The organism is Mucilaginibacter lutimaris, from assembly GCF_042676625.1.
In the GTDB taxonomy this organism is placed as follows: domain Bacteria; phylum Bacteroidota; class Bacteroidia; order Sphingobacteriales; family Sphingobacteriaceae; genus Mucilaginibacter; species Mucilaginibacter lutimaris.
Window position 1 is genome coordinate 22,310 of record NZ_JBHTIA010000002.1, and the last position, 16,739, is coordinate 39,048.

The 16,739-nt window shown below is 42.9% G+C and carries 16 protein-coding genes; 6 read left to right on the forward strand and 10 right to left on the reverse strand.

Features of this window, described 5'->3' with window-relative positions; translation table 11 throughout:
- Positions 1-1,980 (forward strand): conjugal transfer protein MobC, encoded by a 1,980-nt coding sequence (gene mobC, locus ACFQZI_RS00140; RefSeq protein ID WP_377137126.1) that lies wholly within the window; start codon positions 1-3, stop codon positions 1,978-1,980.
- Here mobC and ACFQZI_RS00145 read toward each other — a convergent pair.
- The gene (locus ACFQZI_RS00145; RefSeq protein WP_377137128.1) at positions 1,910-2,116 is read right to left on the reverse strand and encodes a hypothetical protein; all 207 of its coding nucleotides are present in this window, start codon (positions 2,114-2,116) and stop codon (positions 1,910-1,912) included. The two genes, mobC and ACFQZI_RS00145, sit on opposite strands and share 71 nt — an antisense overlap.
- Positions 2,117-2,122: 6 nt before the next feature.
- Positions 2,123-2,557, reverse strand: a complete 435-nt coding sequence (locus ACFQZI_RS00150; RefSeq protein ID WP_377137130.1) for a hypothetical protein — start codon at positions 2,555-2,557, stop codon at positions 2,123-2,125.
- Between the two features lie 172 nt (positions 2,558-2,729).
- On the opposite strand from ACFQZI_RS00150, the gene ACFQZI_RS00155 reads away from it, so the two are divergent.
- Positions 2,730-3,155, forward strand: a complete 426-nt coding sequence (locus ACFQZI_RS00155) for a LexA family protein (RefSeq protein WP_377137132.1) — start codon at positions 2,730-2,732, stop codon at positions 3,153-3,155.
- Complete coding sequence (locus ACFQZI_RS00160) at positions 3,139-4,389, forward strand: Y-family DNA polymerase (RefSeq protein WP_377137134.1); 1,251 nt, start codon at positions 3,139-3,141, stop codon at positions 4,387-4,389. Before ACFQZI_RS00155 ends, ACFQZI_RS00160 begins: the two co-directional genes overlap by 17 nt.
- 144 nt (positions 4,390-4,533) lie before the next feature.
- On the opposite strand, the gene ACFQZI_RS00165 is transcribed toward ACFQZI_RS00160, so the two are convergent.
- On the reverse strand, positions 4,534-4,725 hold the full coding sequence (locus tag ACFQZI_RS00165) for a hypothetical protein (RefSeq protein WP_377137136.1): 192 nt from the start codon (positions 4,723-4,725) through the stop codon (positions 4,534-4,536).
- Between the two features lie 116 nt (positions 4,726-4,841).
- Between ACFQZI_RS00165 and ACFQZI_RS00170 the strand changes: the two genes are divergently transcribed.
- Positions 4,842-5,441, forward strand: coding sequence for an SOS response-associated peptidase (locus ACFQZI_RS00170; protein ID WP_377137138.1), 600 nt, complete (start codon positions 4,842-4,844; stop codon positions 5,439-5,441).
- A gap of 219 nt (positions 5,442-5,660) precedes the next feature.
- Here ACFQZI_RS00170 and ACFQZI_RS00175 read toward each other — a convergent pair whose 3' ends face one another.
- The 3 genes from ACFQZI_RS00175 to ACFQZI_RS00185 all read right to left on the reverse strand — a co-directional run bounded on the left by ACFQZI_RS00175 (position 5,661) and on the right by ACFQZI_RS00185 (position 7,528).
- Positions 5,661-6,149 (reverse strand): hypothetical protein, encoded by a 489-nt coding sequence (locus ACFQZI_RS00175; RefSeq protein ID WP_377137140.1) that lies wholly within the window; start codon positions 6,147-6,149, stop codon positions 5,661-5,663.
- Positions 6,115-6,321: a hypothetical protein gene (locus ACFQZI_RS00180; RefSeq protein WP_377137142.1), complete on the reverse strand. Its 207-nt coding sequence runs from the start codon at positions 6,319-6,321 to the stop codon at positions 6,115-6,117. Before ACFQZI_RS00180 ends, ACFQZI_RS00175 begins: the two co-directional genes overlap by 35 nt.
- Positions 6,322-7,387: 1,066 nt before the next feature.
- Positions 7,388-7,528, reverse strand: coding sequence for a hypothetical protein (locus tag ACFQZI_RS00185; protein WP_377137366.1), 141 nt, complete (start codon positions 7,526-7,528; stop codon positions 7,388-7,390).
- A gap of 500 nt (positions 7,529-8,028) precedes the next feature.
- Here ACFQZI_RS00185 and ACFQZI_RS00190 point away from each other — a divergent pair, with 500 nt between their 5' ends.
- Positions 8,029-8,310, forward strand: coding sequence for a hypothetical protein (locus tag ACFQZI_RS00190; protein WP_377137144.1), 282 nt, complete (start codon positions 8,029-8,031; stop codon positions 8,308-8,310).
- A 324-nt stretch (positions 8,311-8,634) separates the two neighbouring features.
- On the opposite strand, the gene ACFQZI_RS00195 is transcribed toward ACFQZI_RS00190, so the two are convergent.
- From ACFQZI_RS00195 to ACFQZI_RS00210, 4 genes are all read right to left on the reverse strand, one after another.
- A complete protein-coding gene (locus ACFQZI_RS00195) occupies positions 8,635-9,162 on the reverse strand; it encodes a hypothetical protein (protein WP_377137146.1) in 528 nt (175 codons plus the stop codon).
- Between the two features lie 544 nt (positions 9,163-9,706).
- Positions 9,707-11,251, reverse strand: a complete 1,545-nt coding sequence (locus ACFQZI_RS00200; RefSeq protein WP_377137148.1) for a RagB/SusD family nutrient uptake outer membrane protein — start codon at positions 11,249-11,251, stop codon at positions 9,707-9,709.
- 23 nt (positions 11,252-11,274) lie between these two features.
- A complete protein-coding gene (locus ACFQZI_RS00205; protein WP_377137150.1) occupies positions 11,275-14,358 on the reverse strand; it encodes a SusC/RagA family TonB-linked outer membrane protein in 3,084 nt (1,027 codons plus the stop codon).
- A 436-nt stretch (positions 14,359-14,794) separates the two neighbouring features.
- Positions 14,795-15,688 carry a helix-turn-helix transcriptional regulator gene (locus ACFQZI_RS00210; RefSeq protein ID WP_377137152.1) on the reverse strand — a complete coding sequence of 298 codons (894 nt, stop codon included), beginning with the start codon at positions 15,686-15,688 and terminating at the stop codon, positions 14,795-14,797.
- Between the two features lie 229 nt (positions 15,689-15,917).
- Here ACFQZI_RS00210 and ACFQZI_RS00215 point away from each other — a divergent pair, with 229 nt between their 5' ends.
- Entirely contained in the window at positions 15,918-16,736 is an 819-nt protein-coding gene (locus ACFQZI_RS00215) for a phytanoyl-CoA dioxygenase family protein (protein WP_377137153.1), read from the forward strand.
- Positions 16,737-16,739: the final 3 nt, after the last annotated feature.

Genomic DNA, 16,739 nt, shown 5'->3' on the forward strand with positions numbered 1-16,739 from the left:
ATGCAAACTGGAGAGAACGATCAGGCGATGCGCAAGATCCTGGACATGACGAGGCTGATCAGTATTGGGATATTGTTGCTGCATTTTTATGTGGTGTGTTACGGGGCTTTTGTGGAGTGGGGCTGGATGTCGGATTTGTCCGACCGGTTGTTGGGCAATGTGGTGAAAACGGGTTTGTTCAGCAGCTTTTTGAAGCCGAAGTTGATTGCCTTAGGTTTCCTGGCTATAGCGTTGATCGGTGTTAAGGGAAAGAAGGATGAAAAGCAGAATTTGAAGGGCGCATTATTGTATGTATTGGTGGGCTTAGTGGTGTATTTCGTTAGCTATTTATCGTTGTTGGTTCCGGCTGGAGTTCAGTTAGTGGCGCTAATATACATGGGTACAACAGGGTTGGGGTTTTTGTTGATCCTTAGTGGCGGCACGATGTTGTCACGGATCATTCGCGATAAGCTGGAGGGTGACATATTCAATCGAGATCAGGAGACGTTTCCGCAGGAGGAGCGACTGCTGGAAAATGAGTTTTCGGTGAACCTGCCGACGAAATATGTTCTGAAAGGAAAAGTGCGGGATGGCTGGATCAATTTCATCAATCTCTTCAGGGCCTTGCTGGTGTTGGGTTCACCGGGCTCCGGTAAGAGTTATTTCATTATCCGGCATGTGATCACACAACATATCCGTAAGGGGTTTGCGATGTTCGTGTATGACTTTAAGATGCCGGATCTGGCGGTGATCGCATATAATACCTGGTTGAAGCATAAGGGCGGGTATCAGGTGGAACCCCAATTCTACTCCATCAATTTCGATGACCTCTCCCGCAGTCATCGCTGTAACCCGCTGGACCCTTCAGCGATGCTGGACCTGACGGACGCGGTGGAATCGGCACGCACGATCTTGCTGGGCCTGAACCGGGAATGGATCAAACGGCAAGGCGACTTCTTTGTGGAGTCGCCGATCAACTTTCTGACAGCGATCATCTGGTATCTGCGGAAGTACAAGGATGGCGAGTTTTGTACGCTGCCGCATGTGATCGAATTGATGCAGGCAGATTATGATAGTTTGTTTACGTTGCTGGGTACGCAAAAGGAAATCGATGTGCTGATCAACCCTTTTATCAGCGCTTACAAGCGGGATGCAGTGGAGCAGTTGGAGGGACAGATCGCTTCGGCGAAGATCACGATGGCGCGCATCGCTTCGCCACAACTGTACTATGTGTTATCAGGCAATGAATTTACGCTGGACATTAACAATCCGAAGGAGCCGAAGATCGTTTGCATGGGTAACAATCCGCAGAAGATACAGATCTATGGCGCGGTGCTGTCGCTTTTTACCAACCGTCTATTAAAGATCATTAACCAAAAAGACAAGTTGAAATGCAGTTTGGTGTTTGACGAGTTTCCTACGCTGACGACGGATATTATACCTACCATCGCGACGGGCCGCTCGAACCTGATTGCTACTACCCTGGGTATCCAGGATGCCAGCCAGCTGCGTAAGGATTACGGGCGTGAGCAGGCGGATGTGATCATGAACATTGTCGGTAATATGGCGGTCGGCCAGGTGTCGGGTGATACGGCAAAATATGTGTCAGAAAAGATCGGCCGTATCATGCAGGACAGGGAGAGTTTATCGATTAATAGCAATGATACTTCCATCAGTCGTTCCAAGCAGCTGGAGGCAGCAGTGCCTGCTTCGCGCATCTCTGCGTTAAGCTCCGGCGAGTTTGTGGGGACGGTGGCGGATAACCCGGATTGTAAGATTGAGTTGAAAGCTTTTCATGGGGAGATCGTCAATAACCATGTGGCGTTGAAAAAAGAGATCGATGGCTATGTGCCGCTACCCGAGGTCAGGAAAGCCAGAGGGGCAATTGTTGAGCGGAATTACCTACAGATCAAGCAGGACATCAGGGATATTATTGAGTTGGAAATGGAGCGGTTGTTAAGTGATCCAGCACTATCTCATCTGATAATAAAGAAAGGATAAGGCTATGCGATGGCTTGCTGTAAAATAATGGCCCAAGGCCCAATTGATCACGCTGCCCGGCTACCGGGGCTTTATAGCCCTCCCATTGCAGGAGTTCCTGCCGGAGTTTGCTGATGATCTGTTGTTTGCTTTCCATAGGCCATCAGTTTAAAGTCGGGGTACGGTATTGCGGGACGAACAGCCCCATATAATCACAAAGCATGACAACCATATAATTACTGATGCCATTGCCGATCAGCTTTAGTTCGCCGGCACTCAGCGGGCTTTCATATGCCGGTTCCCAAGCTTTTTCAGGCCCTAACTCAAAATAGCGCAAGAAGAAATCATCTTCCGAAAGCGGTGTATTCCGGTCATGCCAGGTGCCGTTCTCCAGTTGAACCGTCAGTGTTAAAAAATCATGGCCGGTAAAATACTCGATGATGAACTGCGGGCAGCCGGGTATATCCCAGCCACTAAAATCAATAGCTTCCACCTGCACGCGGCTCAGCCCGCGTTCCAATTCCACTTCGATATAAAATTCCGGTATCATCATAAACAAATACAAATATAATACTAATGATATTAGTAAATAAAACATTTGTTTATAAATAATTTTGCACAAGTCTGTGGAAAGATTTTAAAAAGGCCAATACGAGCATAAAACAAAGAAAGTTATGCAAAAACCACGACAGGTTGTAAACCAGATTTGGAAATACAATCAATAATTCGTTTATATTTGCTAAATAAATTAGTAATTAAAAATGTTGCAAATGCGGAAACATAGGGTTAAGAGGGATGTGCTGGGATTTCGCCTGCCGATGCTGACGCACGAAGAACCCGCGCTGGACATTACCGATATCACCGTCATCGATCCAGACAACACCTATTACATGAAAATGGGCAGCGAAGCCATGACCGCCTACCATATCCTGGAAAACCATATCCTGGTTATTGACCGCTCCATCACACCCGTACCCGGCTGCATTGTCGTTTTCTTTCATGAAGGCGATTTTTATACCCGCGAGTATTGCCCAGAAAACGGCAAACTTACGCTTAAAGCTAATACTAAATCCGATACCATCACCATAGAAGACCTGCAAAACTTTACCTGCTGGGGCGTGGTGATGCTCACCCTCAATCCGCTCTTACAGCCGCAGCAAAAAATAGGGAGGTACGGCCGTGTTTGCGCATGTTGATATCAATAACTGTTACGTCAGTTGCGAAACCCTGTTCAACCCCACACTGAAAGGCCGGGTGGTGGTCGTCTTATCTAATAACGACGGCTGCGTCATCGCCCGCAGCAATGAAGCCAAAGCCGCCGGTATCAAAATGGGCGATGCCGAGTTTATGGTACGCCAGCGACTAAAGGAACTCGATGCCGTCATTTTCAGCAGCAATTACGCCCTGTATGCCGATATGAGCGCCCGCATGATGAATAACCTTGCGCGTTATACCTATATGCTTATGGTCTACAGCATCGACGAAGCGTTTCTGGCACTGGCCAACCTGAAAACCGACCTTGAAAAGCATGTCGCCATGATCAGCAAAAACGTCATGCGTGATACCGGCCTGTCCATCACCATAGGCATAGGCCCAACCATGGCCCTGGCTAAACTCGCCAACAAAGCCGCGAAGAAACAAAAAAGAGATTACCTCGTCCTCGATACCGCAGACAAGATCTATCAAACTATTAAAGATTTCCCTATTGAAGATGTCTGGGGCGTAGGCCGGCAGTATTACGATAAGTTAACGGAACTCGACATCAAAACCGCCGAAGATTTCCGGCAAATGAAACCAGAAACCGTCCGCCAGTACATGACCGTGCAGGGCTGGCGCTTGCACCAGGAACTTTGGGGCAAACCCTGCAATGTAATCAAAGATATCGCCGACCGCTCCAAAGGCATCGAAAGCAGCCAAAGCTTTAATACTTACCAAACCGAACTGGAAATGATCGAAGAAGCCGCAGCCATGCACGCCGCGACGGTCGCCATCAAACTACGCCAGCAAAAAAGCATGGCCCTGCAGCTCACCATTTACCTGCGCACCAATAAACATAATATCAAGCATGACCAACATTACCCGAGCATCACGGTCAAGGTGCCCTTTGCCATCAACAGCACCCATGAACTGACCAAAATCTGCATTCAGGGACTCAGGGCCATTTATGAACCCGGCTATAATTATCTGAAAACAGGCATAAGGGCTACCGGCATCATCCCCGCCGGAGAAGTGCAGTACAATCTGTTCAGCGATTACGATAACAGCAAACAACTGGCATTAAGCAACCTGATGGATGAAATCAATGACCGCTACGGTCGCGGCAAACTCCGCATCGCCGCTGAAGGTTATGAAAAGACCTGGAAAATGAAGCAGGAATTCCTGAGCAAACAGTATACGACCGATTGGCAAGATATTATTGTTACCAAATGAATTATTTATCTGTAGCAGAAGTTATTATATAATTCTTGCTACAATCCTAAAAGAATCTTTTCGTAATAGGCCAATCCGTGTGGCAGATCTATTGGGACAACCTGCACCTCTTTCGCTTTTAGCAAGCGGATCTTGAAACCCTGTTCATTTTTTACCGTATTGCAGTTCGCCTTTTACCAGCTTTGAAATTTGCTTTAAGCAACCGATTTCTTTAGATTCTAATTCAAAAAACAGGTCTTGCAGGTCGTAGACATCTGATTCCTGTTCAAAGCCCGGAAGATTTTCATGAATATGAGATTGCTGGATAATTACAATTTGTTTAGGGATAATTATCAATACCGATCAAATATACTAAAGTGCTAGGAATGTTTAGAAACAGCTAAATATTGTTTCAATTAAATGTTTAATCGATTACTAAAATATTTAGTAATTTTGTGCGTTAATTGAAGATTATGTGCGGAAGAGTTTTAATAGGCGAACAAAAAGATATTTTAATCACCGGTCGCGACGGCCGTCAGTTTAAACCCAAACCTAATACTACAGGTAACCCCGGTTCCATGCTAACCGTAGTCACCGACGCCCTACCCGATAAAGTACAGCAATACCGCTGGGGTTTACTAACTGCCGATGATGAAAAGATTCATAATAAGCATAAGCATGCAAAAATCGAAAACCTGCATACCAACTGGCGCAACCAATTAGGCAAAAAACATTGCGTCATCCGCATCCAGGCCTTTTTTGAATACAACGTAACGCAAAAAAAGTCTTACCGCATCGAACGCGCCGACGGCAAACCATTTTATATTGCCGGGCTATGGGATATCTGGATGGATGTAGACACTAACATCCTGTTGCCCACCTGCCTGATGATTACCATGCCGCCCAACCGAAAAATGGCCGAAATTCATGACCGCATACCGGCCATCCTCGAACGCGGCGACGTAAAAACCTGGCTTGATAAGAACCTGACCGGCCAGCAAAGAACCGCTTTTTTGCAAAGCCATCCCTGCTTGTCCGAAACCCTCAAAATAACCTTAGAAAAAGAATATTAGACCCAGGCTATTTTGCTAGCGGAACCGTATGCTTATCTTTGAACGATGCTCACGCTTTACGACTTTGATTAGCTGACAGAAACCGAAAAAGCCAATGCCGTATTGCAGGGCACTTTCCTGGCTGACCGTGAAGAAAACGGCTTTGCTGTGCAATTGTATTCCCTCGGCAGCTTCTACACAGAGTTTTTTATGATCCTTTAGCCAATTAGATACTGGCTTTCATGCATTTACTTCCAAAAGCTTTTTAGCGTGAACAATGATCTGTTTGGTCGTGCCGAGTTTTTTTACGATGTCTTTTGCATCTTTTCTTTCAATATTGGATTTCGGAGATTGTGGCAAATCATTGGTGAAGAGAAACTCATTTTTAATTTGTTGTAAGGCAGGTATTAGAGGGACCAGCTTATCTATATTAAATGTATCTTGTTTTTCAAGGAATTGATCAACAATGTACTCACCAAGATATCTGCCATCATATATATTAATTTCCTTATTTAATAATTTAAAGACCCTGACAGTGTAAGCATTCAGGTAAGCATATTTTTGAGGGCCGCAGGTTCTGCTGGATACCAGGAATATTTTTTGACAATGCGGCGCTACTTGTATAGCGTGCGGTAAATCACCTTTTATTTTCAGGTTTCGTTTATCTTTAAAATAAAGTGCCTCTTTGCCAACTTCAAAAGACCTTTTCGAAGTGTTTTGAATTGGCATCGAGCGTATATCCAACCGGTTCACCGGTCACTGTTTGTCCTCGTAATTCAAACCTTTCGCCAGTTTGTTGTTCGAGAATTACCTTTACGACCTGCGGGAATACCTGAGATGATAATGTAGCGATCGACTCAATAATCCGTTCTTTGAAATAAGCCTTTAAGTTTGCTGCCATTTGGAGAGTATTGCGATAAAAATTTAAAAGTGGTTAATAATCAATGATTTTTATCAAATAATAAAATATACAGCGATGGCCGCTTAATACCTTATTTACAATAGGTTATTTCTTTTACACTAAATTATTTGGTAAATTCGTTTTATCAATTAAATGCGTGTCGAACCACTCAAATAACTTCGGTGTTTTTGTATATAGCTTTTTACAGCAGATTATATCATAAAAAAGAAGAGACATACCCGAGCTAAGCCTCGATTATGCCTCTTTGTCCTTTTCGGTATCGGGAGCAGGACTCGAACCTACGACCTTTGGGTTATGAGCTTGAGAGTCAGATAGATTTTAGTTGCTAACGTATTTAGATTTTGCTTAAATTTGATACGCGATAGGCGTTATATGAATCAAGTGCGTGATTCGTGTAGTGTTTAACTAAGAAGATATTAAAGTGCTTAAAATAAGTGGTTTAAAAGTTGGGTTCTTTTCCCTCCCTCACCGCTGAAATACTAGTTAAACACGCAAAAAGCCGCTAAATCGCATGATTTAGCGGCTTTTTTGTTCTTTATACTACACAAAACATGCAAAAAAAGGCAATATAAAAGTGCGTGATTCGGTGCGTGGTGGTTTAGCCAAAAAAACACGCACTGAAAGTGATGTAACTCACTGATATGTAGCCTGTTCAGAAATTGAACATCTTGATTCATAAGTACTGCTTTTCGACATTTGTTAACCCTTTAATTGCAGTAATTATGTTAGAAAAAACACTGGGGATTTTATTCTTCCTCAAACAGCCACAAAACTATCGTGGCGGAGTCATGATCGTTTACCTGAGGATTACAGTAGATGGCGTATCAAGCGAAATTTCAACCAAACGTAAATGGGAACCTTCTAGATGAGATTCGCGGAAGGGGAGGGCGTCCGGATCAAAAGATGACACCAGGGCGTTGAACAGCTTTATTGATATTCTTTCTCATAAGGTTCATGAGGCGAGAAGAAAGCTCATCGATGGCAACAAGAAAGTTTCTGCCATAGCCATTAAGAACTTGCTTTTCGGTGTTGATGAAAATAATATCTAATCAAAATATTCGAGGATCATAATAGAAGCGTTAAAGCGCTTGTTCCGACCGAGTATTCTGGAAAGTTCTCCTTTTGCATATGGAAAGTCGGCTTGCTTTTCTATAATAAACTGGCCAAGCGTAATAGCTGTTGACATACCGGTTAAATTTGGTAATAGTTGCCGCAAATCTATGGTATTTATACACTATGGTAAAAGTAAATTTGTTGTTAAATTTACATATTGTAAAACACACACATAATTTAAATGCTTAATAATCAGATTTTTAAAAGTAAATATTTTTTATGATTAATTTTATTTTATACATTAAGTGCTCGTTAATCTTAACAAGATAGATACAATTATCATAAATATTGGGTATAGTCGGAGCAATGGAAGGGGAAAACGTAGCGCCACAACTATTAGGTCGGAACGTCTGCAGGCAAAAAGGTAAATTTTTACAATGGAGATAAAGTTATCTTTACCATGTCATATGGTGATTTCAAAAAGATCGCAAATAATCAACATAACATGAAATATATATTTATTTGCAGTCTTTTTTTATTGTTTTTTAAAGTAGGCTATAGTCAGGATGGAAACAGGTCGATGTTGAATTTTTAAAATTCGGGAAAAAAATCCAAAACGTTGATTATGAAGTCTTGAGAAAGGATACCGCAACATTACTGGCGTACGCCGATAAAAAGCTCAGTATTCCGTCTCGCTATTTACAGGAAAAGGCTTTTAGCGTTCTTGCCGTTTTCGATAAAAAGGTGTTGAATTTCCGGATAGGAACAAATTCATTTTACTTTATAAAAATCAATGTTACACGTAAAGGGCCTTTAAAATCTGATTATATCGTGAATTACGGTTCTGAGTATGATGAACTGGCCAAACCTGTGTGCGAGCGTGTCGCATTTGAACACATCGTAAAATTAAAATGAACCTTCAGCACTGTATTCCTGTTGGAGGATGGAATTGGTAGGGATATAGTTACAACTCCTATCCCTAACACAGAAACGGATTGTTTTAAATAAGAAAAGTCTTGTCGATCGGGAGCAAGCCAAAAAAGTGAGGTGAATTCGACTGACGTTGCGCTTTCTGCTTCGCAACATACATATACCAGGGATATGGAGAAAAAGAACAGCGGCTTAACCAGTTGTTCGAGACGGCAAACGCTCGGGCAATTAAATAACTAATTTTGTTGGGCACTTGATTGCTTAATACTATCAACACTAATCCGTAAACAAGGCCATTCGAACCACGTACTACAAATGAAACTGTTTCAAAAGTCCGGTTTTGACAATACCCATATCAACGGACATATCGTGATACACCTGATCATAATGGTGCAGCATGTCAGTTACAGCATCGTTGCGCAATCGATAAAGATCGGTTTGTTCTTCTGGCAGAGCGTGCGCGATTTGCTCGGTAATATCCAAGACCCTAAGATATAATTCCTTAGACCTCAGGTTAGTTGTGATCACTCTCTCGCTGGTTAAGGAAACATCAAAATATAATTCCACCAAATTGGACTTCCAGTTTTTGGCATCCAGCTTCTCCATATGACCGTTTAACTTCGAGATTTCCTGTTGGAGGAAATCAAGGCTTTTTCCGCTTCTTGAAGTATTGTAATTGGCCCAGTAACCCATGTTCTTCTTGATGATGGCCATCTTTTCACCGGTAACGAAATAAAAACTTTCGGTGATCTCTACCAGTTTGTTGCGGAACGTATTTTTAAGTTCGGTATCCGATTTCCTTTTGTCTCCCAGATAAGCAAATAAACCAGTTAACAATTGTGTCAACAAAGCACCTATCAGTCCTGAAAAGGCACTTACCTGTAAATACTGTTGCTTTCCATGTGGTTCACCTTACCTTTATTTTCTGCGTCAAAATACGCCGATGTAGTAGTTTGTCGATGCTAATCACTTTAATCCTTGATCCTTTAGAACGTAGCTTATATACGCCCGGTTATATAATTCTTACTGATAAAGGATAAATTTCAGACACCTTTGTTGTTGCTTATAAATTCTTAAATTTATCTTAAAGCAAAATTACAAAAACTCACTTAATTACTAATTAAATTAGCAATTAAAATAGCCTTGTAGGCTTGTCATGATGAAAGTGTCCAGGTGTCGCTAATCTTAATAAAATAAAGTACCCCAATTATTTAATTCAAATACAGTATTTGAATTAAATAATTGGGGTATGAATCCCATCTCATAAGTGATTATGATAGCTTCATTGTTGTAATAACATTTAACGACGTGAAGCGCGGCTGTCGTAGCGGCACTGTCCGCATGTATTTATCCTAAGCTGTTATGACTATCCTTGCTGCCGTTAATAGCCGGGATTTTGAGTTAGTTTGTTATTGATCTGCAGCTCTCTGAAGGGGATCGCGTAGATCAACCGTTCTTGTGTGACGTTGAAAGTGCCCGGAAGCAACCAGCCGTTTATTGCTTTCAGGCGCTGCCCTTTTGCTTTCAAAGCATCTATGGCCATTCCATTACGGATCAGATCGGTCCAACGATGGTTTTCAAACGCCAGTTCATGCCGCATTTCGTTCGCTACACTCTCTTTGTTGGCAACTGTTAATGCCTGCAAACCTGCTCTTGCCCGTACCCGGTTTAGGTAAGGAAGGGCTTCGCCCGCCTTTCCTTCGGCAACGAGGCATTCGGCCAGTAACAGCAACGCGCCGGAGTAACGGTAAACCGGAAAGTTGTCATCTGTATTCCAATCCACCTGGTATGGCGGATGAAGATATTTTTTTACGAAATAATAGAAGTTTACCCCAGCGGTTGGCGTATATCCAACCGGACTTTTAACAGCGGTTGGTGTTAAAATTTCGCTGGCAAGTGTGCCTTCGACAACACCGATCGAAGCTGGCAAACGTTTATCGCCGTTTTCGTATGAATCAACCAATTCTTGGGTAGGCACATTCCATCCGCCGCTGCGAAGACTGCCGCCGCCATTACTGACGTCAATCCCGATCAGCAGTTTCGCGCTGCTGGATTTTGGAATAAAGCGCCAGGCAAAATCACTTTGCTGTCCATCGTTACCCATTTTGTATTGCACTTCAAAGATCGACTCCTGGCTATTTTTATTGCTTAGGTCAAACACGCTGGTATAGTCTGGCAACAGGGAGTAATTCATTTTGGTAATATCAATAAGGGCGGCTTCTGCTTTTTGATACTCGCGGGTAGGTTCAGACATATAGGCGTAGGCCAGCAGCATTTTTGCCGCCCCCTGCGTTGCACGTCCGGTTTGCGGAAAAGTTTTGGCAACAGGCAAATTAGGCATAGCCGACGTAAGATCTCCAATGATCTGCTTATATACTTCATCAGCTGTGCTTCGCGGCATAAAAGCGCCGTCTACGTCTGTTACCTGTTCCAGTTGCAGCGGAACGCCACCATAATGAGTTACCAGATCATAATAGTAAAAAGCGCGTAGAAAGAGTGCTTCGCCTGTGATCTGGTTCTTTTCAGCTGAAGATAAAGATGAGTTGTTAAGTTGTGTTAAAATAGTGTTTACAGCAGCAATACCGGAATAAGCATTACCATAACGATTGCCTGGTGTATTTGGCTCCTGGCTGGTTGTACCATTATCAATAAACTCAGCATAGGCCTCCGCGCTGGTTCCCGTGCCGCGGTCGGCAGAATAAAAGGTAAAGAAAGTATTGTCCGAACGCATCTCGTCCATATAAATACCCATGAATGCTATGCCTCTCAGGTAAGTATAAGCCCCTGTAAGTGCCTGGTTAAACTGGGCTGCATCTTTATAAAAAGATCCGGAACTAAGTTGCGTTTGCGGCACAAGATTAAGCGTATCCTTTTTACAAGATACCAATGCTAATATCAACAGTGTGGTATATATTGTCTTTTTCATTATCTTGATCATTTAAGTATTTGTTAAAACCCTGCGTTAAAGCCTACAGATAGCGTACGAGGGACAGGGTAACTGGTCCAATCTCGGCCTTGGTTAAGGCCATTCAATCCGGCAAAACCTGCCTCGGGATTGATGCCGGGATATTTTGTAAATATGAACGCGTTTTGAGCGCTGAGATAAGCCCGGAAGCTTTTAAAGTACTTGGTGGCTTTAACCGGTAGTGTGTAGCCCAATGTGATATTTTTAATGGCAAGGAATGTGCCGCTAAAAACCTGCCTGCTCGTAAAATTCCTGAAATCTGCAGTTGTGCCTGTGCGGGTTCTTGGGTAAATACCATCCCCGGGATTTTCTTCTGAACGCCAGCGGCGGGATACGCCTTTCAATACGTTGAAAACACCGTCCAAATTTTCAGTTGACTGGATGGCATCGTCTGCAATGTCATTACCTACCGTACCGGCAGCAGTAATGCTTAGGTCAAAGTCTTTATAAGTGAATGTATTTGTTAATCCATAGATAAATGTAGGGTTGGGGTTTCCGATCCAGGTACGGTCGTAGCTGTCTATTTTACCGTCAGGAGCGCCGTTCGGCCCGCTAACGTCTTTAAAACGGGCGGTTCCAACCATAGATGTAGCGCCGTGGGGCTGCGTGTCAAATTCCTGCTGTGTCATATAAACGCCGGTATTGATGTAGCCATAAAACATGCCTATAGGCTGGCCTACCGCCGTCCGGTTGTCATCCCAGTATTCATTATAACCGCCGATAGGGGCATCGTTGGTACCCAGTTTTTTAACGATGTTCCTGTCAAAAGAAATATTAAAGTTGGTGTTCCATTTTAGGGCGCCGGTTAAATTTTTTGTTGAAATGGTGAATTCATGCCCCCAAAAGTCAAAACGCCCGACATTAGAAGTGATGGAATTATAGCCCGACTGTACCGGGATATCAATAGCATACAGCAATCCATCTGTCTTTTTCCAGTAATAATCATAAGTGAATGATAAACGGTTGTCAAACATTGAAAGGTCTAACCCTAAATCGTAGCTGGTACTTGTTTCCCAGGTAAGGTTATTGTTGCCGATGCCGCTGAGCAGTTTACCAGGCGTAACGGCATTCCCAAATACATAATTACTGGTGTTTATAGCAGCGAGATAAGTATAATTACCAATATTGTTGTTGCCTACCTTACCGTAACTTGCGCGCAGTTTTAAAAAATTTATCGGTTTTATATCTTTCAAAAATTCTTCATCAGACACTACCCAACCGGCAGAAACAGACGGAAAGTTACCATACTTGTTATTGGTCCCAAACCGGGAAGAACCATCCCTGCTAAAGGCAGCTTCAAACAGATACTTCTCATTATAGTTATAGTTCAACCGGCCTACAAAACGCAGGAGCGACCATTGGTCGGCACCTACATCGCCAATACGTGTGGTAGCAGCAGAAACCCAGGGTATATTATCGTCAGGGAATTGACTACCATTGATCACGCTATTCTCGGCCGAGAATTTTTGTACCGTATAACCTGCTAATGCCTCAAAATTGTGACCACCGAAAGACTTTTTATAATTAACGGTATTTTCGTTCAGCCATGAAACGAAATTACTTGTCGAGTAGCTGCCGGTAGCAGGCCTCGGAGGTGCCGAGCCTAAACCACCCTGCGCGGTTGAAGGTGTAAACTGTCGGTTTTTAGTATTATCGGTGTTTACATTAATGGTAGATTTTAATTTTAAACCTGCTATAGGCGTAACCTCTACAAAGGCATTGGCCAACACACGTGCCGCGGCAGTTTTATTTACTCTCTGGGTTACTACAAGGTAATAGTTGGGGTTTGGGAACATACCGGGTTGGTTGAAAGAGATAGGGTATGATCCGTCAGCATTTTTATAATTCAGCGTCGGATCCATCAGGTAAGCATTTGCAATAATGTTACGGCCATTATCAAGGCCCGGAACCACCTGGTTATTACCGTAAGAGAGTTCCACATTGGTTCCCAGCGTGAATTTATCTGATGGCGTGTAAATATTGTTAGACCGTACAGTGTACCGCTCGTCGGCAGAGTTTAATACTACACCATCCTGCCGGCTGTAGCTGGCGTTTACAACTGCCTTATAATCTTTTGTGCCATTGGCGAAGTTGATATTATAAGTTTGAGTAGGCGCGTTGCGCAATAATACCCCAAACCAGTCGGTTCCGTTTTTACCGGCATATTGTGACGGGTTTGCGTAAACTGAGGGTACACCTCCGGTGTATCCTTCATATTTAGCCGCATCTTCAAAATATTCTTTTTTATACTGAGCGAATTCCTCCGCATTCATCAGATCAGGGCGGCCGCGTTGCGGAACAGATTGCACACCGTAATATCCACTAAAAGTCAGGCTCTTTTGGCCAACCTTTGCCTGCTTGGTAGTTACGAGGATCACCCCGTTTGCCGCCCTCGAACCGTAAAGCGCCGAAGCAGATGCATCTTTCAAAACGGAAATGTTCTCTATTTCCTCTGGGCTCAGCGTTTGCAGGCCGCTTTGTGAAGGGAATCCATCGATAACTACTAATGGGTTATTCCCTGCATTGATTGAAGCAGAACCACGGATACGAAAACTCATTTCTGAACCGGGGGTGCCCGAATTGTTGCTAATCTGTACCCCGGCTAATTTGCCTTGCAGCCGCTGTCCAACATTGGGTACAGGCATATCTTTCAGTTCGGATGCTTTGACCTGCCCTATAGATCCCGTTACTTCCCGTTTGCTTTGTGTTCCGTAGCTTACAACAACTACTTCTTTAAGTCCCTGGGATGAGGTTGCTAAGCGTATATCTAATAAGGTATTGTCCCTTACCACACTTTCGCTTGTTTTGTAGCCAATAAAAGAAAACACCAAAGTGCTGCCATTGGCTGCGGCAATAGTAAACCTGCCGTTGGCATCGGTTTGGGTGCCGTTGCTTGTCCCTTTTACGACGACGGAGACCCCCGGCATGGTAGCGGAATTGGTAGAGTCTCGTACGACCCCGCGGACCTCAGTTTGTGCATGACTGACTTTTGGTAATAAAGCGATAAGCGCTACCAAAAGACACAGTCCGCATTTCCGGATTTTTAATAGTAAAAGTTTTGGTTTCATAAATTAAGGGTTAGTTGGTTTTAAAAGTGAAAGTCGAGCTTCATTATTGCTCTTGAAAATTCGCTATACAGTAGTTTAACAAAGGCAGGCAGGAGGCAATAGCTTCTCATCCGCTTTCCAAACGATAAGGTGTACCCTTACTTGTTTTAATGGCGGTACACAGCATGGTTAAGTTTCCTGCAAGAAATTTCATGTAGCTGTTAATTTGTTTAGTGCTTAACTTTTTGAGCCCCGGGGGCTTCAGGTTATAATGATTAAATCAAAGTTATCTTAGCATGGGCCGCTATGGAATGCCCGATTTGGACAATTATTTGCGCTTTTTGATAAATCTTGTTGAAGGGAGATGCCGCCAACAAACAGCTAATGACCTTGTTAGGAAAGTGAAATGTAATGAGAAGCTTACGGGCGTTTATTGGATAGTACTTGCAGAAAAAGATTAATCTATAGTTTCAGATTTTATTGCGCTGCGGTAGTGAAGCGGAGAAATTCCTATTTTTTTCTTAAATAGTTTTGAAAAATAGAATACAGATTCAAACCCGGTTTGATCTGCAATTTCAGAAACGTTTAGGATGGTGGTGCTTAGTAAATTTTTGGCGTGCTCCAGGCGTAAATTAAGGTGGTACTGATTGGGCGACTGATCCGTAACCCGCTTGAAAGCTTTCCTGAACATGGAATAGCCCATGGGTAATTGCTTTGCCACAGCTGACATATCAAGGGGGCCGTCCAAATCTTTCTGCATCACAAATTTAGCTTTGGAAATTAATTTAACAACAGGGTCATCAGTTGCAGCATCATGCAGTAATGTAGCATGTATAAGCCCTAATATTTGCATCGTAGTGCCTGCGATTTGTTGAGGGTAACCAATTAATGAGGCCTGTATACACTCGATCATCGTTCTGAAAAGAATAAGTAGATCTTTATTTAGACCCAGATAAACAAAAGGCGATTGAGCGTTTGAAAAATTGCCTTCAATTAATTGCTTTGCAAATGAGCCGTTAAAGCCCACCCAATATTCTTCCCATCCTTCATTGCGGTTAGGTTTATACCTGTGTAATACGCCGGGGTGCAAAAAAAAGCATGTCCCTTCGTTAATTTCAGTTGGTTCGACAAGTGATGAACCATAGATACCCTTGCCTTTTGAAATGAATACGATATAGTAATCGTTCAGTATCCGCCCCCTGTTCCAGGTTAAATGATGGCTTTCGGGGTGTTCCTGGTTCGGATAATTGTCAAATGGATCCACCTTTGAGTAACCCGCAGCAGTTACATATATTCCCCACTTCTCTTCAACCGGAGTGATGTTAAGATATTTAAAAAAGTTCTTTTTCAATAGATCGTCTATAAATATTACCGAAAGTAATCATCAGATCTTTTGCCCGTATTTCTTCTTTTAGTTTTTTTTTATCCTTTTTGATATTCAAGGCAAAAGAATATGCTATATAGTATGCTATGCTATCTCAGACTGTATATCAAAAGATACAAAAGATTGCTGTTTTTTGAAAAAGGAGCACTACCACTTATTAGGTACGTTTGCCATAACTGTCAAAACCTCTAAATATATGAATACCTCAGTTAGCCAGTCACAAATTGATTATTACCAGGAAAACGGGTTTGTTGTTATTGAAGATTTTCTTACACCGGATGAGCTTAATTACTGGAGAGAAACCGTCATGAACGCCATTGCTAACAGGGCTGGCCAAAAAATACCGGGCAAAGCCGGGAAGGTTGGTGAAGACGATGGGATAAATAATGATGCTGACTACTTCAGCAAGGTTTTTGATCAGATGATTAACCTTTGGCAAACTGATGAAAAGGTAAAGGAATTGATCTGTAACCCCTGTATAGGAGAAATGGCGGCGAATCTGGCCGGTGTAGATGGCATAAAAATATGGCACGATCAGGCTTTGTTTAAGAAGCCCTGGGCAAATCCAACCTCATGGCATTTAGATACACCATTCTGGTCTTTTTCTGACCGAAGGGCTTTATCTATCTGGATCGCGCTTGACGATGCTACACTCGAAAACGGCTGCTTATTTTTTATTCCGGGATCTCACAAGAAAACCGGTTTTGAAAATCCCGGAATTGGAAAAAACATGGACTCGATTTTTGAATATTACCCGGGCATTAAAAACTTGCCGTCCGTTGCCGCTCCCATGAAAGCCGGGAGTTGCTCGTTTCACAACGGTTTAACCATCCATGGCGCCAATGCCAATATGACTTCCGGTTCCCGCCGTGCTATGACCTGCGCTTACATGCCCAATGGAAGCAGGTATAACGGCATACAAAATATACTTACCGATGAGCAGATAAGTGAGCTTAAAATTGGTGACTTGCTGAATGATGAGCACCAAACCCCGCTTATATATAATAAAGAATAATTT